We start from the raw sequence: 19,479 nt of genomic DNA, 5'->3' as shown, positions 1-19,479 counted from the left end.
ATCCGCGAGGGCAGGTGAGGCGCAACCGTCAGTTGTCCGCTCTAATCGTTTCGGCTGCCCGCAGCAATTCGGGCTTGCATTTACTTTGCGGCGCCATATACTTTGCAATACAAAGTAACGGGACCAGCTGTCCTGCGAATGCCCGGGTGGAACGAGGTTTTGGCGGTGCCGATGCGCGATCTCGACAAGGCGCTGGCCGACATCGTGGCGATCCGCAGCCAGATCGCGGCGGGCACCGCCTTCCGCGGCTACGGCCCGGCGGCGATGGCTGCGACCGGCGCCGTCGCACTCATCACCGCCATTCTGCAATTCTGGTTGCTGGATGATCCCACCGGCGAGCCGCTCGGTTTCTTCATCGGCTGGTTCATCGCCGCCGCGCTCTCGGGGCTGATCATCGGTATCGAGATGCGCGCGCGGTCGCGACGCCATCATTCCGGTCTCGCCGACGCGATGATTCACCAGGCGGTCGAGCAGTTCCTGCCGGCGGGCGTTGCCGGCGTTCTGCTCGCGGTGGTGATGTGGAAGTTCGCGAGCGAGACGCTGTGGCTGCTGCCGGGCCTGTGGCAGATCCTGGTGTCGCTCGGCATCTTCGCCTCGGTCCGCTCGTTGCCGCGCACCGTCGCGCTCGCCGGCGCCTGGTATTTCGTGTCCGGCTTCGCGGTCGTGGTGCTCGCGAGCCGAACCCACACGCTGTCGCCATGGACCATGGGGCTGCCCTTCGTGATCGGGCAATCGCTCATGGCGGCCATTCTGCATTTCGCCTCCGGAGACAACGATGTCGAAGACTGACAGCGCGCCCTTCTCCTATGAAGGGCTCGACCGCGTGATCCACGAGAAGGCGAGGCTCGGCCTGTTGACCTCGCTGATGGCGCATCCCAAGGGGCTGGCATTCGGCGATCTCAAGCAGCTCTGCGGCCTCACCGACGGCAATCTCAGCCGCCACCTTGCCGTGCTCCAGGAGGCCGGCCTCGTCGAGGTGACCAAGGGCTACGAGGGCAACCGTCCGCACACCACCTGCCGTCTCACCAAGGCCGGCCGCCGCCGCTTCCTCGACTATCTCGCCGTGCTCGAGCGGCTGGTGCGCGACGCGGCGAAGGCCGCCGGCCGCGAGGCGCCGCCGCTCGGCCGCCTCGGTATCGCCTCGACCTGATCCTCCCCCTTTTTGACCGGAGACTTTGTAATGCAAAGTGACATCACGCCCCGCAACGAGAAGCTTCATGTCGGCATCATCATGGACGGCAACGGCCGCTGGGCGACGCGGCGCGGCCTGACGCGCCTGCGCGGTCACGAGGCCGGCGTCGAGACCATCCGCCGCATCGTCGAGGCCGCGCCCAAGCAGGGCATCGGCACGCTGACGCTCTACGCCTTCTCCACGGACAATTGGCGGCGGCCGAAGGCCGAGGTCGCGGCGCTGATGACCTTGCTGCGCTTCTACCTCGCGAACGAAGTGCAGAGCCTCGTCAAGAACGGCGTGCGCCTCTCCGTCATCGGCCGCCGCGATCGCCTGCCCGACGGCATCGCCGCCGCGATCGCGCGCGCCGAGGCGGCCACCGCCGATGGCCGCACGCTGCATGTGCGCCTCGCCGTCGATTATTCCGCGCGCGACGCCATCCTCAATGCCGCGGCGAAGGCGGCCGCGCTGACCAGCCTCACCCGCGAAGCCTTCTCGCAGCTGGTCACAGGCGAGGCTGGCCTTCGCGACGTCGATCTCATCATCCGTACCTCCGGCGAGAAGCGGCTGTCGGACTTCCTGCTTTGGGAAGGCGCCTATGCCGAGCTGCACTTCACCGAGCGGATGTGGCCCGAATTCGACGCGGGCGATCTCGCCGAGGCGCTCGCCGCCTTCCACAACCGCGAGCGCCGCTTTGGCGGACTGCAGGCGATCCTGCCAGGCGAAGTGCCTTCGCTGTCCCAGGTGTGACGCGCCTCGCGCCCGCCGCTCCCCGCTGATTGCCGCCCGGCATGGATCGTGCTCTAGTGTTCCGGCACTGGGTATCGTCCCGCGACGGAGCTTTCGTACGATGCGTGCAGTCCTCGATTATTGCACCGGCGGAACGGAGCGGCAGCTTGCCGCCGGCACGATCATCGTCGCCGAGGGGGGCACCTCCGGCCATCTCTACGTGCTGATGCAAGGCAGGCTCGAGGTGCTCAAGGGCGAGATGGTGGTCGCCACCGTCACCGAGCCCGGCGCCGTGCTGGGTGAGATGTCCGTGCTGCTGGGCCAGCCGCACACCGCAACCGTGCGGGCCTGCTCCGACGCCATCGTCTACGAGTTCGAGGATGCCGCCTCGTTCCTCGAGAAGGAGCCGGGCGTGGCCCTGCTGATCGCAAAAATGCTGGCGCAGCGGCTCAACGTCGCCAACACTTACCTCGCCGATCTGAAGCGGCAATATGCCGGCCACGGTACGCATCTGGCCATGGTCGGCGAGGTGCTCCAGAGCATGATCAACCTGCCGCCGCTTGAGGTTTCGCCAGGCTCGGATCGGCAATCCGATCCAAGAATGTGAGCCAGTCGGGCGGCGCCTCGATGGCGGCGGCGGGCCGCTGCAGCGGCGCATTCAGGTCGATCCACTGCGCCGCGCCGGCCGCCAGCCAGAACGCCTTGTCGGCATCGAGATCGAGCACGATGTAGGTCGGCGGACGGCCGGGTTGCAAGCCCGTGTTGAAGACCCAGGTCTGGCCCAGCCGATCGAACCACGATCCATTGCTGATGAAGGGTGATTGATGCACATGGCCCGAGATCACCATCGACGGCTGGTATTGCATGATCCACTGCACCAGCTCGACGTCGCCGAAGAAGCGCTTGCCGCCCCAGCTCGTCGGTGAATCCGCCGGCGGCGCATGATGCGCCCAGATCCAGCGCTGCGGCCGGACGGCCCCGGCATCGCGCAACTGCCCCACGAGGCGTTGCTTGACCTCAGGTCCGTCCCACCACGGGCACACCGTGAACAGGGTATCGCCGACGTTAAGGCTGTCGCCGTCGCAGGCGATGCCGAGCTCGCGCACCTCCGAGATCCAGCGCGAAATCTTCTCACCTTCGGCGTTACGCTCGTCGAGGTCGTGATTGCCGGAGCAGAGGATCACGCGGGTCGTCGAAGCCAGCAGCGCGAGGTACTTCTTCACCACCACGATCTGGGCACGGAAATCCACCATCGATCCGATGTCGAGCGCGTCGCCGGCGAAGATCACGAGGTCGAATCGCGGCGCCGCGCTCACCAGCCAGTCGAGCTGAGGCAGCGAATAATGCAGGTCGGCCACGACCAGGCAGCGCATTGAAAATCCGTCAGGTCAAAGCAATCGGAAGGCTTGCGAATTGACGGATATTGCCACGACTGACGTCCAAGGCAAGAAACAAACCGGCCCTGTCGGCCCCGCCGGCGCGGCAAAAGGGCCGCGCCCGAGCCGATCGGGGCCGGCCGTCTTTCAGTTGCCCTTCTCCCTTCCCAGGATGCCGCGGCCCGCCAGAGCCTCGGCAAGCTGCTCGGTGTAGATGATCCGGCTCCATCGATGCAGATGCGAGGGATAGTGCGCGTACATGATGTCCAGCATCATATCCGGCGTATCGAGGAAGTGCGATCTGTCGATGCCGAGCATGGCGGCGATCCTTTCACCAGCCTCGGCATGAAAGCTCTGTGGACCGCCTTGGGCATAGAGCGAATTGACCGGCGTGATGACGAGGTACACCTTCGACCGGTCGAACTTCGATAGCGTTTCCGACAAGGAGGCGAGCGCCTTCTCGAATTCCGCGTTCATCACGAACGGCTTGATCTTGGGATCGGGCTTGAAGAAGACGTGACCGGCCAGCGCGGCCTTGTAGGCGTCCAGCGAAGGAATATCGAGCATCCGATTGGGATCGATCGCGCTGCCATGCTCGCGCCAAATGGTTGAAATGAACTGGTCCTTGCCGCCGTAATACACCGCGTAACCACCGGGCAGCGGATTGTAGACCGCTCGCTCCATCAGCAGGCGGATGTACTCCGGGCCACCGGCCGGAAACGTCAGGCCGGACGGAACTTCGAAGCGGTTGGTCCGGATGAAATTCACCCATTCATTCCACCTCGGATCGCGCTCGTACTGAATCGGGTTGAACACCAGAACCAGCTTCCTGGGTTGGCGCCCGCGCGCGATCATCTTTTCAAGCATCGCGCCATAGCCATCCGGACCGACGAATCCGATGGTGCAGAACGACTCGATTCCGGATCCCGGGAACGCCCGCAACAACGTCGGGACGTGAATCCCCATCAAGCAGGAGCTATCGCCGAGAAAGGCAAGGTCGGCCGCAGGCAGCCGCTCCGAGCGCCTGATTTGCTCCAGGACGATGTAGGTCTCGATGCCGCGCGACCATTGATGCAAGCTCTGCTGATGGATGTAATGTGCAACGCCGAGGATGAGGGCGGTGAGCACGCCCAGAGGAATGAGCCGTCGGGCAACGATCCATACCGCACCTGCCAGCGGCCATTGTCCGATCGATTCGATCGTCTGTTTCAGGGGCATGATCTAGAACTGGAAATAGATGAAGGTGGCATTGACGTGTCCGGAGGCGGCGATCGTCATCGCCGCCAGCGTAGCAAACAGCGGATATCTCAGCCATGCAGGCCACTGCAGGATCGAATAGTCGCCACGCGACCGAAGCTGCCACTCCAGCAGCATCAGCGGCACGGACAGCGACAGGATCGCGAGACCGGCGGCGCCGTGCACCGGAGCCCACTCCCAGTTGCCGAGGGCGTAGAGCATGCCCACCAGCAAGTTCCAATTGGACGCGCGGAAGAAGAACCAGCCCACGAACACCACCAGCATGGTGAGAGCCCAGCCGAGGCCGCGGGCGACCGTCGAGCCCGGCGCCTCCTTGCCGGAAAACGCGCGCCAGGCCACGAGGGCCAGGCCGTGAACAAGGCCCCAGAGCACGAAGGTCCATGACGCGCCGTGCCAGAGACCTCCCAGCGCCATCGTAAGCAGCAGGTTTCGGTTGGTGATGAGCTCGCCGCGGCGGTTGCCGCCGAGCGGGATGTAGAGATAGTCGCGCAGCCAGGTGCTGAGGCTGATGTGCCAGCGATGCCAGAACTCGCTGATCGAAACCGACCAGTAGGGGTAGCGGAAATTCCAGATCAGCTCGAAGCCGAACAGCAGCGCGACGCCTTTGGCGATCAGGCTGTATCCGTTGAAGTCGGCATAGATCTGGATGCCGAATGCGAGCGTGGCGAGGATGACCGACCAACCGAAGGGCTGCTCCGGAATGAAGAGCGTGTCCACGATCGGCGCGAGGCTGTCTGCCACCACGACCTTCATGGCATAGCCGTAGATCAGGAGCCAGAGCGCGCGCTCGGCGTGATCGGACGTGAAACGTCGCGGCGCCGAAAATTGATCCAGGAGGTTGCTCGCCCGCTCGATCGGGCCGGCCACGAGCTGCGGGAAGAACGCCTTGAAGGCGAGAAACTTGACGACGTCCCTCTCGGCGGCATGCTTGCCGCGATAGACGTCGACCACGTAGGCGATGCCCTGGAAGGTGATGAAGGAGATGCCGAGCGGCAGCACGATGCGCAATGTCGGCAGGTTCGGATGAAGCCCCACGCGCTCGGCGATCATCGAGAACGAATCGATGAAGAAATTGAAGTATTTGAAGATCGCAAGAACGATCATCGCCGCTGCGATGGCGAGAGTGAGCAGGAGCTTTCGGGTTTGTTCGCGCTTGGAAGCGGCGATGACGATCGCCGCGGCATAGTTGACGATGGAAATGCCGGCCAGCAGGGGCAGAAAGCGCCAGTCCCACCAGCCGTAGAATACGTAGCTAGCGACCAGTATGATGACGTTCTGAACCGCAAGCCTCGAGGTGGCGTGATAGAGCAGAAAGGTCGCGGGAACAAAGCAAAGGAACGCCAGGGAAACGAACGACATCGCAGCAGACAATCACTTGCTGAGCAGCAAGCGCGCCGCTCGCCATATCAATGGGGACGACGACGGGAAGGAAGACAGGGGCGTCGTGGTGACCAGGATCATTTCCATCACCACGGCATCAGAATAGCAACCCCGAGATGAAATCAACATAAATTCGCCTGAGCCGGCGGTGCGATCAGGACGCCTGATATTCGCGGGACTGGACCCGCCGCGTGAATTCTGATGTCGTGGCGCATCCTCGAGAGCGCATGTCCACATGACCTCCTTCAAGACCATTCGCGCCCGCGCCGAGAAGCGCAAGGGCGGGCCGAGGGCGCTGGACAAATTGATGCCGGCCAAGCCGGACCTCAAGCGGCTGGCCAAGCTCGGCGACGATCGTATCCTCGCCGAAATGACCAAGCGGGTGTTCTGCGCCGGCTTTGCCTGGAGCGTGATCGATTCCAAATGGGACGGCTTTGAAGCGGCCTTCCTGCATTTCCAGCCCGCCAAGCTCAGCTTCCAGCCCGAAGACTATTGGGAGGGCCTGCTGCGCGATGCGCGCATCGTGCGCAACGGCGCCAAGATCATGTCGGTGCGGGACAATGCCGCGTTCGTGCAGGAGATCGCGAAGGAGCACGGCAGCTTCGGCAAGTTTCTGGCGAAATGGCCGTCGTCCGACGAGATCGGCCTGCTCGATCTCCTCACCAAGCGCGGCAGCCGGCTGGGTGGCAACACCGGCCAGATGCTGCTGCGCTTCGTCGGCTGGGACGGCTTCGTGACGTCCAAGGACGTGGTGGCCTGCCTGCGCGATGCCGGTCTGGACATCGCCGAGGAGGTCAAGTCGAAGGGCGATCTCGCCAAGGTGCAGGCGCAGTTCAATGCCTGGGCCGAGGAGAGCGGCCTGCCGTACACATATCTGTCACGCATCTGCGCGCTGTCGGTCGGCGAGAACAGCAGCGAGTAGCGCGTCGATCGGCCGATCGTGTGCATCCTGTGGCGATCTTGTGCTGCGAACGCGGCCGATGAAACTCGCGATCACGAAATACATTTCGCAGGAACATTTGTCCGCAGCGCCTGTTCGGGACTCTGAGCCAGGCGCACAAAGGGCGCAGGGAATGCTCGCTCCCGCCCGGCTCAATGACAACCGGATCCAGCAACGGAGCAGCTCATGAAGCTCACATCGGAACAGGTGAAGCAGACCGTCCACCAACTCGGCGCTCAGGTGCTGCCCGACGAACATCCGGCGATGCCGCAGCTCAACAGCATGTTCGGCGAGCACACCTTCTTCGTCGACGAGATGGGGCTCAAGGTCCTCGAGCCGACGGGATCGCTGGGCAGCGACCGCGAGAGCGGCGAGGTCGTCAGCCTCGCCGATTGGGGCGATTCCGACCTGACGCGCCTGATGGCGCATGAGCCCGAACCGACCGGCGTGATCGTGGTGTTCGAGCATATGAAGCATTGAACGGCCCCGAGCGCGATCGACCTTCAACGGTGGCGGATCGGAACAATCCGCCACCGTTCGTCGCGCCTGGTGCGCTCCGTCGCCGAAGCTCGCGCCGCGGTCAGATGCCCAGCGTCAGCTGCGGCTCCGACTCGCCGGCAGCATGGAGCGAGGACAGCGAGATCCCCAGCAGCCTGACGCGCTTGGGCAGCGGCATCTCGGCTTCGAGCAGGCCGCAGGCCAGCCGCTCCAGATCGTCGCGTCCGGCAACGGCCGCGGCGACGGATCTGCTGCGGGTGATGATCTCGAAGTCGGCGAACTTGATCTTCAGGGTGACGGTGCGGCCGCGATTGCCGGTCGCCTCGCAATGCCCCCAGACCTTGTCGACGAGAGGCCTGAGCTCGGCGACGAGCGCGTCGAAGGCGTCGAGGTCGGTCGAGAACGTGTTCTCCGCGCCGACGGATTTGCGGATCCGGTTGGCGCGCACGGGGCGTTCGTCGACGCCGCGTGATATCCAATAATAATACGCACCCGACTTGCCGAAATTCGCGTTCATGAACTCCAGCGACTGGTTACGGATGTCGCGGCCGGTGAACAGGCCGAGCGCGTTCATCTTCGCCGCCGTCGCCGGACCGATGCCGTGGAATTTGCCGACCGGCAGCGTCTCGACGAAGGCCGGCCCCATCTCCGGCGAGATCACGAACTGGCCGTTGGGCTTGCGATGATCGGACGCGAGCTTGGCCAGGAACTTGTTGTAGGAGATGCCGGCCGACGCGTTGAGGCCGGTCTCGGCCTTGATCTTCGCGCGGATCTTCAGCGCGATGTCCCGCGCCAGCGGGATGCCCTGCAGGTTCTCCGTCACGTCGAGATAGGCTTCGTCCAGCGACAGCGGCTCGATGACGGGCGTGTGCTCGGCGAAGATGTCGCGGATTTGCCTGGAGATCGCCTTGTAGACCTCGAAGCGCGGCCTGACGAAGATCAGATCGGGACATTGCCGCTTCGCCGTCACCGACGGCATGGCCGAGCGGACGCCGAACCTGCGCGCCTCGTAGCTCGCTGCCGCAACGACACCGCGTTCCGCGGAGCCGCCGACGGCGACCGGCTTGCCGCGCAGCTCCGGATTGTCGCGCTGCTCCACCGACGCATAGAACGCATCCATGTCGATATGGATGATCTTGCGCACGGCCGCGGCTGCGCCAGGCATCGTGTCGGATTCGCTCATGGCAGGATGATACAATCGCGTGAAAAGAAGCGCGAGGTGATGGATGGGCGGTTGTCAAAGCGCGATCGCAGGCTTGTGAGTGGCAAGCAGGGGGACGCGACCCAATATGAGTCCGCGGAGGACAGGTCCATGCAATACAGCTCCGAGCTCATTCAAACGATGCGTCAAGCACTGGAGACCGTGATGGCGAGCGTGCCGGCGCATCAGTCGGTGTTCGGCCTGAAGGCGGCCGTGGCCGAATGCATCCTGAAGGCCGCCGCACACGGCCAGACGTCATATGACGGACTGGTGACGACCGCGTCCGACCAGATCCAGGCGATTGTCGCGATGCTGAATTGAGTGCCGGCACGATCTCGTCTGATCTTGCTCTGCCCGGCCAATGTAGTGTCCTCGCCGCGCTTGGCACAGGTCACGCTCATGCGAAGTTCATTCGCGTCTTTGCACGTAAAGCGAGATGAATCGATCGATCATGGCGTTGATCTGCTCCGGCACCTCGAGCGACAAGAAATGCCCGGAGCCGACAGCCTTGGCCGTAACCAGTTGCGGGCATAGTGCCGCAAAGCGGTCTAGATCCGCGAGCCGATGAGCGGCTTCGATATACAGCACCGGGACCCGGCACGCTTGGGCGCACTGACCCGCCCGATGCACATCCCAGGGAAACAGACTCTTGAACGTCGACACCAGCACGTGCTGTGGCGTCGCCAGGAAGGTCTGTTCGACATGGGCGTGGCATCTGTCGGTCGGCAGACAGGAGTCCGCCACGATTTTTCGGATCTCGTCCGCAAAGTTCGGCCCCTGCAGGCCCTCCAGGTAGCTGGTGAACACCGCTCCCGCCGAGGCAGGGAAGAGCACGCCGGAATCGAGCAGCACCAGCCCCGCAGGAAAATCCGGATAACGGGCCGCGATTTCGAGTGCCATGTTGCCGCCCATGCTTTGGCCCACGATGACCGGATTCGTTATCTCTTGCCGGGCACACAGCCAGACGAGATCCTCGGCGAAGCCTTCGATCGAGTAGTCCTGGTGCGGCTTGTCGCTCTCGCCGTGTCCTCGCAGTTCGGCATTCAATGCGCGACCGCGCCGACCGAAGTACTCCATCTGTCGCGCAAAGTGGGTGCGATCTCCGCCAAGGCCATGGACGAACAGGAACTCAGGCGATCCCTTCCCAGCGATGTCGAACGACAGTTGGATACCTTCACGCGCGAGCTTCATTGTCATCTCCGTATCCACCGGCATTCCAGGCTTCTCGGGCAATGATGCGGGTAAGGGGGCTGGGGCGACCCGTCGATCGCTGACGTCAAGCCTCAAACGGCTCCTTGCAATCGCGTATGGCCAATCTTCGAGCGCGTCCTAGCGCGTGGTCCGGAAAAGTGTGGAGCGGTTTTCCGAAAAGACTATGTCCAAACAACCATCTAAAGCGCGATGAGACCCATCCCAATCGCATCGCGCTGTTAGGAGACTCGCACGGCCTCGCGCAAAATCCTGAGCTGGCGCACCCGACACGATTCGAACGTGTGACCTTTGCCTTCGGAGGGCAACGCTCTATCCAGCTGAGCTACGGGTGCAGTTGCAGGTTCATTTAGCCGATTGGCGCGGGGTGGGCAACCGCTTCTCGCCGGAGTGCGCTTCAAGCCGATTTGCGTCTGACCGGGGCCGGAACCGGCTTTCCGCCGCGGGCGGCGAATTCGGCAAGCGCCCGATCGGCGCAGATGACGCGGTTGCGGCCGAGGCGTTTGGCGACATAGAGCGCCTCGTCGGCGGCGCCGAGCAGCCGGTCCGGGCCGCCGTCGCTCCCATCAGGAACGTGGCTGGCGACGCCGACGCTGAGGGTGACGTGATCGCCGGCACCCATCGCACCATGGGCGATCGCCAAGGCCATGACGGCATAGCGGATCTGCTCGGCCACCATGCAGGCGGTGTCAGAATCCATGTCGGGCAGAATCAGCGCAAACTCCTCGCCGCCATAGCGGCTGGCGAGATCGAGCGGGCGCACCGCGTGCCGGCTGACGACGCCAGCAACCGCGCGCAGGCACTCGTCGCCGCTCTGGTGGCCGTGCTGGTCGTTGAACAGCTTGAAATGGTCGACGTCGACGAACAGCAGCGCCAGCGGCTTCTGCGTGCGCTGGGCGCGGGCCCATTCGCCGAGCAGCATCTGGTCGAAGGCGCGGCGGTTCGCCAAGCCGGTCAGCCCGTCCTTGGTGGCGAGCTCCTTCAGCGCCATCTCGGCGCGCTTCTGGTCGGTGAGGTCGCGCAGCGTCTCCACCACCGCAATCAGGTTGCCAGCCTCGTCGTGGATCGGGCCGGCGTCGATGGCGAGATAGAGCTGGCTGCCGAGCTTGGGCATCACGCACCAGTTCTCCGCGGAGAAGCCGAGCCCGTTGTGGCCGCGCGCGGCATATTCCGGATAGTACTCCGGCAGCTGTTCGGGCCGGTCGAGCGCGACGAGGTCGGCAAGGCAGGGGCGCTTCGTCTCGTAGAACGCCTGCCAGTGCTTGCTGGTGCCGATCACCTCGGAGGCGGCGACGCCGGTCAGCCGCTCGCAGGCCCTGTTCCAGATCACGACGCGGCGCTTCGGGTCGATCACGAAGGTCGGCACCACCAGGTGCTGCATCAGCCGCACCGCGTAGGAATCGGCGACATCGACGGTCCTGCGCAACTTCGGCATCAGGCCACCGCCGCCACGGGCAAGGTTCCGGGCGAGCCATCGCCGGCACCGAACAGCTTGCGCACCTCGCTGGCCGGCTTCGGCGCGCTGAACAGATAGCCCTGCATCTGCGTGCAGCCGAGCGCGCGCAGCATGTCGCGCTGCGCCTCGGTCTCGACGCCCTCGGCCACCGTGGTCATGCTGCTGGCGGAAGCGATGTTCACCACCGCCTGCACGATGACCGGCGAGCCGGTGGTCTCGGCGATGTCGGCGACGAAGCAGCGGTCGATCTTGATCTTGTCGAACGGGAAGCGCTTCAGGTAGCTCAGCGAGGAATAGCCGGTGCCGAAATCGTCGAGCGCGATGCGCACGCCGATCGCGCGGAGCTGATGCAGGATCGAGAGCGCCGCCTCGTCATCGCGGATCAGCACGGCCTCGGTGATCTCGAGCTCGAGCCGGCGCGGATCCAGCCCGGAGGCGGCGAGCGCGCTCGCAATGCGCAGCGCCAGCGTGTCGCATTTGAGCTGTACGGGCGAGACGTTGACCGCGACGCGCACATGCGCCGGCCAGGTCGCGGCCTCGTTGCAGGCCATGCGCAGCACCCAGTCGCCGAGCTCGGTGATCAGGCCGGTATCCTCGGCGACCGGAATGAACTCGGCCGGCGACACCATGCCGCGCTCGGGATGGCGCCAGCGCAGCAGCGCCTCGCAGCCGGAGACCTCGTTGGTGCGCAGGTCGACCAGCGGCTGATAGTGGATCTCGAAGCCGCCGTTCACCAGGGCCTGGCGCAGATCCTGCTCCATGCTGAGGCGCGCCTTGGCGCTGGCATCCATCTCCGGCTCGAAGAAGCGGTGGGTGCGGCGGCCCTCGGCCTTGGCGCCGTACATCGCGAGGTCGGCGTTCTTGATGAGTTGATCGAGGTCTGAGCCGTCCTGCGGCGCCAGCGCAATGCCGATGCTGGCATCGGTCGAGAGCTGGTGGCCGAGGCAATGATAGGGCTGGCGGATCGCCTGGTAGATCCTCGTCACGAAGGACAGCACGTCCGCGGGGGACTGAATCCCGGTCTGGATCACCGCGAACTCGTCGCCGCCGAGCCGCGCGATCAGGTCGCCCTGCTTGAGGCAGCCGCGGAGGCGGCCTGCGATCGCCTTCAGCAACTCGTCGCCGACGTGGTGGCCGAGCGAATCGTTGATGCCCTTGAACTCGTCGACGTCGATATAGAGCAGCGCGAACTGGCAGCCATCGGCGACGTTCGCCAGCTCGCGTTCGATCTGCTCGCGGAACAGGGTCCGGTTCGGCAGGTCGGTCAGCGCATCGTAATGCGCCATATGCGCGATCTTCTCGTCGGCGCGCCGACGCTCGGTGACGTCGTCGATGACATGAATGAGATAGCGCGGCTCGCCGGCGCCGTCGTTGATGCCGATGCGGGTCGAGGTGATGTAGCGCAGGCCCATGCCGGGCATCTGCCAGGCGTGCTCGTCCTTGAACAAGCCCTTGGCCGATTTCAGCGCCCTGCTGTCGTCGTCGGTGATGTGGGCGGCGGCCCCCTCGGGGAAGATGTCGAAGGCGGTCTTGCCGACGACGTCCTGGCGGGACTGGCCGAACAGCTGCTCGGCGACAACGTTGAGCAGCAGATATTGCCGCGTCCGGGCATCCTTCACGGTGATCTGCGACGGGATGTGGTCGATGATCTCGCGCAGGAAGGTGTAGTTGCGGTCGCGCTCCTGTTCGAGGTTGCGGCGCTCGGTGATGTCCTCGATCGTGGCGACCCATCCGCCCTGTGCGAGCGGCGTGTTGATGACCTGGAAGGCGCGGCCGTTAGCCAGTTGATGGGTCAGCGTCGAGACCGCGCCTTCGGCGACGACCCGCATGACCTCGGCGCAAAACGCCTCGACGTCGCCGTCGAACGCGCCGCGCTCCTTGCGATGATACATCGCCTCACGGATGTGACAGCCGGGCTTGATGACGTCGTGCGAAAGGCCGAACATCTCGGCGTAGCGGCGGTTGCAGGTGACGATGGTGCCGCCGGCGTCGTACAGGATCAGCCCCTGCGACATGTTGTTGAGGGCGGTGTCGAGTCGGAGCCGCTCCGCCTCGATCCGCTGCTGGGCCTCGCGGTTCTGCCGGTTGATCTGGCGGATGATCAGATAGAGGATCAGCGCGATCACGCCCGCCGAGAAGCCCGCCGTTGCCACCATGAAGCCGGTCTGCTGCCGCCAGTCCGCGAGCGCCGCTGCCGTGATGTTGGTGGCGATGATGACCAGCGGGAAATGCGTCAGCGACGCGGCCGAGCCGAGCCGCTCCTCGCCGGTGACGGGGCTCTTGCCGCGGAGCGTCTGCTGGCCGCCTTCGGCCAGCACTTTCTGCATCAGCGGCGCGTCCTTGAAGTTCCGCCCGATCAGTTCCTCGGCGTGCGGATAGCGCGCCAGCAACTTGCCCTCGCGGTCGAGCAGCGAAATGGCCGTGCCGTCGGCGAGCGCGACCGATGCGAAGTATTGCTGATAGCTGTCCGGATCGATCCGCCGCACCATGGCGCCGAGGAAGGTGCCGTCCGCGCCGCGCAGCCGGCGTGCGACGACCGTGGTCCATTTGCCGATCAGGAAGCTGCGGACCGATTCCAGGATCACCGGCTCGGCCGCCGGGTTAAATTTGAACGACTGGAAATAGGCGCGCGAGGAGACGTTGATCTTGGGCAGCGGCTGGGCCCGCGACCAGTTGATCAGCTCGCCCTCGGCATCGTAGATCGCGATGTCGCCGAGATACGACACGGAGCTGATCTTGCTGCGCAGCATCTGGTTGGCCGCAGGCCCGGACATGCGCTCGCGGAACATCGCAGGCGAGGTGATCTCCGGCAGGTTCATCTGCCCGATCAGGTCGGCGGCGACGACGTCGGAATCCTCGAATTGCTGATCGAAATGCCGCGCGATCAGCTTCACCGTGTTTTCAAGCTCGCGTTCGCGGTTGGCGAGGGTCCGCTCGCGAAACTCGCCGACGGCGACCGCCGTGGCGATGAAGATTCCCGCGACCAGAAACACGCCGCACAGGGTCAGCCACAGGACGGGACCACGGCGCGCCAAGGCCTCCCAGCCGTTTCTCGCGGCTAGAGACATTCCGGCTGCTACCCTGGCAAAGACCTGGCGCATTCCCCCTCACTGGAGGACCAGGAATACACCGCACAAATGGCGCAAACCTTAGGAAAGCCAGTTACCTAAGCATTAATGCAGCTGGGCTGATCGCACATCCATATGCAGCACCGCGGGTATCACGCACGAGGATTGTGTCGCGCGCGCCGCAATCGCAGCGCTGCATCATGAATCATCGGTTAATGCGAGGGGCCGGCGGTCTTCTTGCCGCCGCCATGGCGCAGCCGTCCGACCACGCCGGTCGGGAAGAAATAGACGCTGGCGATGAACAGCAGCCCGAGCCACAGCAGCCAGCGGTCGGGATGCAACAGCCCGGGCAGCAACGGCAGGCCGGCTTCGTCCGCCGCCTTGGAGGCGACGCCCATCAGCGACTGCAGATAGTTCTGCGCGAGGATGAAGATCGTGGCGCCGATGATCGCGCCGTAGATCGTGCCCATGCCGCCGATCACCACCATCAGCAGGATGTCCAGCATGATGGAGAAGCTGAGCGAGGTGTCGGGACCTGCATAGCGCAGCCACAGCGCGTTCAGGATGCCGGCGCTGGCGGCGACCAGGGCCGCAAGGCAGTTGGCGTAGGTCAGGTGGAACACGGTGCGGAAGCCGAGCGCCTCGGCGCGAAAGCGGTTCTCGCGGATTGCCTGCAGCACGCGCCCGAACGGCGAGTTCACCACCCGCAGCAAGGCGAGGATCATCAGCGCCGAGATCGCGAACACCAGATAGAAGGTCAGGATGCGGCCGTTGACCTCGAAGCCGAACAGGTTCTTGGAGATCAACACCGTGCCGGGACGCAGCAGTTCGGGGAGCTGGAAGCTGCGCCCGTCCTCGCCGCCCGTGAGCCATGAGAGCTGCGAGGCCAGCACCTGGAAGGCCGAGGCGACCGCGAGCGTGATCATGGCAAAGAAGATCGCGGCGACGCGCAGCGAGAACAGCCCGATCGCCAGCGCGAGCAGGGCGGCGAGCGGCAGGCCGGTGACGATCCCGGTGCCGACCGCGGCCCAATTCGGACCCATCCCGTACAGCGCGATCGCGATGGCGTAGCTGCCGATGCCATAGAACATGGTGTGGGCGAACGACACCGAGCCGGTATAGCCGAGCAAGAGATCGTAGGAGGCGACGAGGGCTGCGAAGACGCAGATCTTGGCCGCGACGTTCAGCGCCTTGGCACCCGGAAACAGGAACGGCGTCGCCGCCAGCGCCAGGATGATGACAACGAGAACGAGGGTCAGGACGCGGCTGCGCGGCGGATCGCCCGAGAGGATCATCATCGGCTGGTCACCGCATAGAGGCCGCGCGGCCGCCACATCAGAATGGCGACCATCAGCAGGATGTTGGAGACGAGGGCGAGCTTCGGCACCAGGAAGCCGCCGTAATTTGCGACCATGGCGACGAGGATGGCGCCGATGAAGCAGCCGCCGATCGATCCCAGCCCGCCGATGATGACGACGATGAAAATGAGCACGGTGAGGTCGTCGCTCATGGAGGCGTGGACCTGCTCGCGATAGAGCGCCCACATCACGCCGCCGAGGCCGGCCAGCGCCGATCCCGTCATGAACACGCCGAGGAACAGGCGGCGGATGCGATAGCCGAGCGCCTCGACCATCTCGCGGTTCTCGACGCCGGCGCGGATCAGAAGGCCGAGCTTGGTGCGGTTGAGCACGAGCTGGATCGCGATGAAGACAGAAAGCCCGATCAGCATCGCCAGCACGCGGTACTTGGCGATCGCGACGTCGCCGAGGATGAAGGAGCCGCGCAGCGAGGCCGGCAGCGGCATCGGAATGATCTGCGGTCCCCACAGCGCATAGAGCGTCTGTTCCGCAACAATGAGACCGCCGGTCGTCATCAGGATCTGCTTCAGATGCTGGCCGTAGACGGGGAGGATCAGCACGCGCTCGACGACGAGGCCGAGCGCGCCCGACACCGCCATCGAGAGCAGCGCGGCCGGGGCCAGCACCGCGAGGTTCGTCCAGAGCGAGTCGGCCTGGATGGAGGCCGCGAACGGCGCCAGAACGAGCGTGGCGACATAGGCGCCGACGGCGATGAAGGCGCCGTGGCCGAAATTGAGCACGTCCATCAGGCCGAACACCAGCGTGAGCCCTGAGGCCATGATGAAGATCATCATGCCCATGGCAAGGCTCGCGGCGGTCAGGGTCAGCCAGGACGAGGTCGACCCGATCAGCGGGATCATCAGCAGCGCCAGCGCGAGTGGCAGCAGGATCGGCGCGAGGTCGCGCTTCGGCTTCGGCAGCGGATCGGTTGCGGCAAGGTCTGTCACTGATGCGCCTCCAGGCTCAGGCCGAGCAGCCGCTCCTGCAGCGGCACGTCGGCGGCGAGCGCCGCCATCTCGCCGCGATGAACGATGGTGCCGTTGTCCATGACCAGCACGTTGTCGCCGAGCTCGCGGGCGGCAAAGAAATTCTGTTCGACCAAGAGGATCGTCGCGCCCTTGCGCTTGATCTCCTTCAGGCACTCGATCAGCGCCATCACGATGGCGGGCGCGAGGCCCTTGGTCGGCTCGTCGATCAGGAGCAGCTTGCGCGGCTCGATGATGGCGCGGGCGATCGACAGCATCTGCTTCTGCCCGCCCGACAGGCTCCCCGCGCGCGACAGCCAGAAGCGGCGCAGCGCCGGGAAGAAGCCGAAGATCCAATCCAGCTGCCTGTCGTCGAGCGGCGCGTCGCGCGCCGCCAGCACCAGGTTTTCCTTCACCGTGAGGTCGGAGAACACCGCCATGCTCTCCGGCACGTAGCCGACGCCGAGCCGCGCGATGTCCGGCGTCGCAAGGCTCTCGATGCGCCGGCCGGCGAGGGTGATCTCGCCTTTTGAAGCCTGCCACAGGCCCATGATGGTGCGCAGCGTCGTGGTCTTGCCGGCGCCGTTGCGGCCGAGCAGCATCGTGACCTGTCCTTGCGGCACCGTGAGATCGATGCCCTGGAGGATGTGATAGCGCCCGATATGGGTGTGCACGCCGGACAGCTTGAGGAGATCGCTCATGCTGCACTCCCTGCGTTCTTGGGCGCGACGCCGAGATAGGCTTCCTGCACGATCGGCGAGGCGATCACTTCGGCAGGCACGCCGTCGGCCACCAGCTGTCCGTTATGCAGCACGATGATGCGGTCCGCGAGCGAGCGCACCACGTCCATCTTGTGCTCGACCAGCAAAATGATCTTGCTCCTGTCCTTCTTGAGCTGCGCGATCAGGTTGAGGACGACGGGCACCTCGTCGATGCTCATGCCGGCGGTCGGCTCGTCGAACATGAACACCTTTGGCTCCAGCGCGATCATCAGGGCCACTTCCAGCTTGCGCTGGTCACCATGCGACAGCGCGGTGGCAGTGACGCCGCGGCGGTTGCCGAGCGCAACCTGGTCGAGAATGGCATCGGCGCGCGCGATCAGGTCGCGCCGCACCATCCAGGGCCGCAGCATGTCGTAATGGGTGCCGCTGGCAGCCTGCACCGCGAGGCGGACATTCTCTTCCACCGTCAGGTTGGGAAACAGGTTGGTGAGCTGGAACGCGCGTCCGAGACCCGCACGGGTCCGCATTGGCGCGGAATGCTGGGTGATGTCGGTGCCGTCGAACAGGATGCTGCCGCCAGATGCCCGCAGCTGGCCCGAAATCAGATTGAAATAGGTGGTCTTGCCGGCGCCGTTCGGCCCGACGATGGCGGTGAGCTCGCCCGGGCGAAACGTGCAGGAGACATTGTTGACCGCGACATGGCCGCCGAAGCGGATGGTGAGATCGCGGGTTTCGAGGGTGAGGGGCATGGGTTCAAGCGTGTCGGCTGGTTGTGACACCTCTCCCCGAAGGGGAGAGGTCGATTTGCGCAGCAAATCGGGTGAGGGGCACAGGTCCCACGAGAGGGTGGTACCCCTCACCCGGCGCTTCGCGCCGACCTCTCCCTACGGGAGAGGTGAAGAAATCACCGCTTGTTCTTGATCGGAACGTCCATGTCCTCGATCTTCAGCTCGCGCACCGGCTCGAGCACGGCCCAGGCGACGTTCGGATCGACCTTGACCTTGAAGTGATACATGCTCTGCAGCGCCTGATGGTCCTCTTTCCGGAACACCATCTTCCCCTTGGGCGTATCGAACTCCAGGCCTTCCATCGCCGTGATCAGCTTCTCGGAGTCGGTCGACTTCGCCTTGGTGACGGCGGCGACGACGGACATCGCGGCCGCAAAACCGCCCGCGGTGAAGAAGTCCGGCGGCGCGTTGAAGCGCTTCTGGTGCTCGGCGACCAGCCAGTCGTTCACCGGGTTCTTGGGGATCTCATAGAAGTAATAGGTCGCGCCTTCCATGCCGGGCAGGCCCTTGTAGGCTGCGAGCGCCGGCAGGATGTTGCCGCCGGTGGAGAGCTCGATGCCATAGCGCTTCGGATCCATGTCCTGGAGCTTGGCCAGCGGATTGCCGGCGCCGGCCCAGATCACCCAGATCACCTTGCGACCGGGCTTGTCCTTCAGCGCGTCGAACAGGCGTTGGCCGACCGCGGTGAAGTCGGTGGTCGAGGTCGGGGCATATTCTTCCGCCGCGAGCGTCGCACCGGTCTTGGCGAGCGCCTCCTTGAAGGCGGCGACGCCGTCGCGGCCGAAGGCGTAGTCCTGCGCCAGCGTCGCCACGGTGACGCCCTGCTTGCCGATCGCGACCGCGTTGGAGATCGCGTCCTGCGAGGAGTTGCGCGCGGTGCGGAAGATGTAGCGATTCCACTTCTCGCCGGTAATCTGGTCCGCGACCGCGGGCTCGACGATCAGGATCTTCTTGTTCTCCTCGGCGACGGGAAGAATGGCCAGTGCTGCGGCCGACGACGTCGTGCCGATCGCGATGTCGGCCTTGTCGTCCTGATAGGCTTCAGCGAGCGCGGCCTTGGCGAGGTCGGGCTTGCCCTGGTCGTCCTTGGTGATGATGACGATCTTGCGGCCGTCGAGCGTCATGCTGCCCTTGGTGGCGTATTCGAAACCCATCTTCAGGCCGGTCTCGGTCTGCTTGGCGTAGGCTTCGAGCGGACCGGTCTTGCCGTAGATCAGCGCGATCTTGAGATCGTCGGCCAGCGCGGAGGTGCCCGCGCCGAGCGCGAGAATGGTTGTTGTTATGATGAGTGATCGACGCACGATGGTCCCTCCTGATTCAAAGTTTCTCGGCAACAGCGATTTGCACAACGTTACAGACAT

Annotated in this window: 19 protein-coding genes and 1 tRNA gene; 7 read left to right on the top strand and 13 right to left on the bottom strand. The window is 64.8% G+C overall.

Features of this window, described 5'->3' with window-relative positions; all coding sequences use genetic code 11:
- The first annotated feature begins 171 nt into the window (after nucleotides 1-171).
- The 4 genes from AB7M16_RS18065 to AB7M16_RS18050 all read left to right on the top strand — a co-directional run bounded on the left by AB7M16_RS18065 (nucleotide 172) and on the right by AB7M16_RS18050 (nucleotide 2,507).
- Nucleotides 172-789, top strand: a complete 618-nt coding sequence (locus tag AB7M16_RS18065; protein WP_453944701.1) for a hypothetical protein — start codon at nucleotides 172-174, stop codon at nucleotides 787-789.
- Nucleotides 776-1,150: a transcriptional regulator gene (locus tag AB7M16_RS18060; RefSeq protein WP_025033235.1), complete on the top strand. Its 375-nt coding sequence runs from the start codon at nucleotides 776-778 to the stop codon at nucleotides 1,148-1,150. The genes AB7M16_RS18065 and AB7M16_RS18060 overlap by 14 nt, the downstream gene beginning before the upstream one ends.
- Nucleotides 1,151-1,180: 30 nt before the next feature.
- Nucleotides 1,181-1,921, top strand: a complete 741-nt coding sequence (locus tag AB7M16_RS18055) for a di-trans,poly-cis-decaprenylcistransferase (RefSeq protein WP_453944700.1) — start codon at nucleotides 1,181-1,183, stop codon at nucleotides 1,919-1,921.
- Between the two features lie 100 nt (nucleotides 1,922-2,021).
- Entirely contained in the window at nucleotides 2,022-2,507 is a 486-nt protein-coding gene (locus AB7M16_RS18050) for a Crp/Fnr family transcriptional regulator (protein WP_172787947.1), read from the top strand.
- On the opposite strand, the gene AB7M16_RS18045 is transcribed toward AB7M16_RS18050, so the two are convergent.
- The 3 genes from AB7M16_RS18045 to AB7M16_RS18035 form a co-directional block, all read right to left on the bottom strand.
- Nucleotides 2,446-3,273, bottom strand: coding sequence for a metallophosphoesterase family protein (locus AB7M16_RS18045; protein ID WP_453944699.1), 828 nt, complete (start codon nucleotides 3,271-3,273; stop codon nucleotides 2,446-2,448). The genes AB7M16_RS18050 and AB7M16_RS18045 overlap by 62 nt on opposite strands.
- 150 nt (nucleotides 3,274-3,423) lie before the next feature.
- Nucleotides 3,424-4,494 carry a hypothetical protein gene (locus AB7M16_RS18040; RefSeq protein WP_453944698.1) on the bottom strand — a complete coding sequence of 357 codons (1,071 nt, stop codon included), beginning with the start codon at nucleotides 4,492-4,494 and terminating at the stop codon, nucleotides 3,424-3,426.
- 3 nt (nucleotides 4,495-4,497) lie between these two features.
- Nucleotides 4,498-5,892: an MBOAT family O-acyltransferase gene (locus AB7M16_RS18035; protein ID WP_453944697.1), complete on the bottom strand. Its 1,395-nt coding sequence runs from the start codon at nucleotides 5,890-5,892 to the stop codon at nucleotides 4,498-4,500.
- A 256-nt stretch (nucleotides 5,893-6,148) separates the two neighbouring features.
- Here AB7M16_RS18035 and AB7M16_RS18030 point away from each other — a divergent pair, with 256 nt between their 5' ends.
- Nucleotides 6,149-6,835, top strand: a complete 687-nt coding sequence (locus AB7M16_RS18030; RefSeq protein WP_453944696.1) for a DNA-3-methyladenine glycosylase I — start codon at nucleotides 6,149-6,151, stop codon at nucleotides 6,833-6,835.
- A gap of 204 nt (nucleotides 6,836-7,039) precedes the next feature.
- Nucleotides 7,040-7,333: a hypothetical protein gene (locus AB7M16_RS18025; RefSeq protein WP_172787942.1), complete on the top strand. Its 294-nt coding sequence runs from the start codon at nucleotides 7,040-7,042 to the stop codon at nucleotides 7,331-7,333.
- Nucleotides 7,334-7,433: 100 nt separating this feature from the next.
- Here the strand turns inward: AB7M16_RS18025 and dinB are convergent, their stop codons facing one another.
- The gene (gene dinB, locus AB7M16_RS18020; protein ID WP_453944695.1) at nucleotides 7,434-8,534 is read right to left on the bottom strand and encodes a DNA polymerase IV; all 1,101 of its coding nucleotides are present in this window, start codon (nucleotides 8,532-8,534) and stop codon (nucleotides 7,434-7,436) included.
- A gap of 129 nt (nucleotides 8,535-8,663) precedes the next feature.
- On the opposite strand from dinB, the gene AB7M16_RS18015 reads away from it, so the two are divergent.
- Nucleotides 8,664-8,873 (top strand): hypothetical protein, encoded by a 210-nt coding sequence (locus tag AB7M16_RS18015; protein WP_260381351.1) that lies wholly within the window; start codon nucleotides 8,664-8,666, stop codon nucleotides 8,871-8,873.
- A gap of 87 nt (nucleotides 8,874-8,960) precedes the next feature.
- Here the strand turns inward: AB7M16_RS18015 and AB7M16_RS18010 are convergent, their stop codons facing one another.
- From AB7M16_RS18010 to AB7M16_RS17970, 9 genes are all read right to left on the bottom strand, one after another.
- Entirely contained in the window at nucleotides 8,961-9,749 is a 789-nt protein-coding gene (locus tag AB7M16_RS18010) for an alpha/beta fold hydrolase (protein ID WP_453944694.1), read from the bottom strand.
- 270 nt (nucleotides 9,750-10,019) lie between these two features.
- Nucleotides 10,020-10,096 (bottom strand) — tRNA-Arg (locus AB7M16_RS18005).
- Nucleotides 10,097-10,158: 62 nt separating this feature from the next.
- The gene (locus tag AB7M16_RS18000) at nucleotides 10,159-11,196 is read right to left on the bottom strand and encodes a sensor domain-containing diguanylate cyclase (protein WP_453944693.1); all 1,038 of its coding nucleotides are present in this window, start codon (nucleotides 11,194-11,196) and stop codon (nucleotides 10,159-10,161) included.
- Nucleotides 11,196-14,318 (bottom strand): bifunctional diguanylate cyclase/phosphodiesterase, encoded by a 3,123-nt coding sequence (locus AB7M16_RS17995; RefSeq protein WP_453944692.1) that lies wholly within the window; start codon nucleotides 14,316-14,318, stop codon nucleotides 11,196-11,198. Before AB7M16_RS17995 ends, AB7M16_RS18000 begins: the two co-directional genes overlap by 1 nt.
- Nucleotides 14,319-14,497: 179 nt before the next feature.
- Nucleotides 14,498-15,583, bottom strand: a complete 1,086-nt coding sequence (locus tag AB7M16_RS17990; protein ID WP_260381347.1) for a branched-chain amino acid ABC transporter permease — start codon at nucleotides 15,581-15,583, stop codon at nucleotides 14,498-14,500.
- Nucleotides 15,580-16,590 (bottom strand): branched-chain amino acid ABC transporter permease, encoded by a 1,011-nt coding sequence (locus tag AB7M16_RS17985; RefSeq protein WP_453944691.1) that lies wholly within the window; start codon nucleotides 16,588-16,590, stop codon nucleotides 15,580-15,582. The genes AB7M16_RS17990 and AB7M16_RS17985 overlap by 4 nt, the downstream gene beginning before the upstream one ends.
- Nucleotides 16,587-17,309, bottom strand: coding sequence for an ABC transporter ATP-binding protein (locus AB7M16_RS17980; protein ID WP_453944690.1), 723 nt, complete (start codon nucleotides 17,307-17,309; stop codon nucleotides 16,587-16,589). Before AB7M16_RS17980 ends, AB7M16_RS17985 begins: the two co-directional genes overlap by 4 nt.
- Nucleotides 17,306-18,079, bottom strand: a complete 774-nt coding sequence (locus AB7M16_RS17975; RefSeq protein ID WP_453944689.1) for an ABC transporter ATP-binding protein — start codon at nucleotides 18,077-18,079, stop codon at nucleotides 17,306-17,308. The genes AB7M16_RS17980 and AB7M16_RS17975 overlap by 4 nt, the downstream gene beginning before the upstream one ends.
- 155 nt (nucleotides 18,080-18,234) lie before the next feature.
- Nucleotides 18,235-19,419 (bottom strand): substrate-binding domain-containing protein, encoded by a 1,185-nt coding sequence (locus AB7M16_RS17970; protein ID WP_453944688.1) that lies wholly within the window; start codon nucleotides 19,417-19,419, stop codon nucleotides 18,235-18,237.
- Nucleotides 19,420-19,479: the final 60 nt, after the last annotated feature.

The organism is Bradyrhizobium sp. USDA 372, assembly GCF_053629095.1.
This window is presented reverse-complemented; position numbering and strand designations above follow the sequence as displayed.

Bases quoted from the DNA above. Each gene is read 5' to 3' on its own strand.
- AB7M16_RS18040 (WP_453944698.1), bottom strand. From the start codon at position 4,494: ATGCCCCTGAAACAGACGATCGAATCGATCGGACAATGGCCGCTGGCA.
- AB7M16_RS18045 (WP_453944699.1), bottom strand. From the start codon at position 3,273: ATGCGCTGCCTGGTCGTGGCCGACCTGCATTATTCGCTGCCTCAGCTC.
- AB7M16_RS18015 (WP_260381351.1), top strand. From the start codon at position 8,664: ATGCAATACAGCTCCGAGCTCATTCAAACGATGCGTCAAGCACTGGAG.
- dinB (WP_453944695.1), bottom strand. From the start codon at position 8,534: ATGAGCGAATCCGACACGATGCCTGGCGCAGCCGCGGCCGTGCGCAAG.
- AB7M16_RS18055 (WP_453944700.1), top strand. From the start codon at position 1,181: ATGCAAAGTGACATCACGCCCCGCAACGAGAAGCTTCATGTCGGCATC.
- AB7M16_RS17980 (WP_453944690.1), bottom strand. From the start codon at position 17,309: ATGAGCGATCTCCTCAAGCTGTCCGGCGTGCACACCCATATCGGGCGC.
- AB7M16_RS18050 (WP_172787947.1), top strand. From the start codon at position 2,022: ATGCGTGCAGTCCTCGATTATTGCACCGGCGGAACGGAGCGGCAGCTT.
- AB7M16_RS18000 (WP_453944693.1), bottom strand. From the start codon at position 11,196: ATGCCGAAGTTGCGCAGGACCGTCGATGTCGCCGATTCCTACGCGGTG.
- AB7M16_RS17995 (WP_453944692.1), bottom strand. From the start codon at position 14,318: ATGCGCCAGGTCTTTGCCAGGGTAGCAGCCGGAATGTCTCTAGCCGCG.
- AB7M16_RS18060 (WP_025033235.1), top strand. From the start codon at position 776: ATGTCGAAGACTGACAGCGCGCCCTTCTCCTATGAAGGGCTCGACCGC.
- AB7M16_RS18025 (WP_172787942.1), top strand. From the start codon at position 7,040: ATGAAGCTCACATCGGAACAGGTGAAGCAGACCGTCCACCAACTCGGC.
- AB7M16_RS18010 (WP_453944694.1), bottom strand. From the start codon at position 9,749: ATGACAATGAAGCTCGCGCGTGAAGGTATCCAACTGTCGTTCGACATC.
- AB7M16_RS18030 (WP_453944696.1), top strand. From the start codon at position 6,149: ATGACCTCCTTCAAGACCATTCGCGCCCGCGCCGAGAAGCGCAAGGGC.
- AB7M16_RS18065 (WP_453944701.1), top strand. From the start codon at position 172: ATGCGCGATCTCGACAAGGCGCTGGCCGACATCGTGGCGATCCGCAGC.
- AB7M16_RS17990 (WP_260381347.1), bottom strand. From the start codon at position 15,583: ATGATGATCCTCTCGGGCGATCCGCCGCGCAGCCGCGTCCTGACCCTC.
- AB7M16_RS17975 (WP_453944689.1), bottom strand. From the start codon at position 18,079: ATGCCCCTCACCCTCGAAACCCGCGATCTCACCATCCGCTTCGGCGGC.
- AB7M16_RS18035 (WP_453944697.1), bottom strand. From the start codon at position 5,892: ATGTCGTTCGTTTCCCTGGCGTTCCTTTGCTTTGTTCCCGCGACCTTT.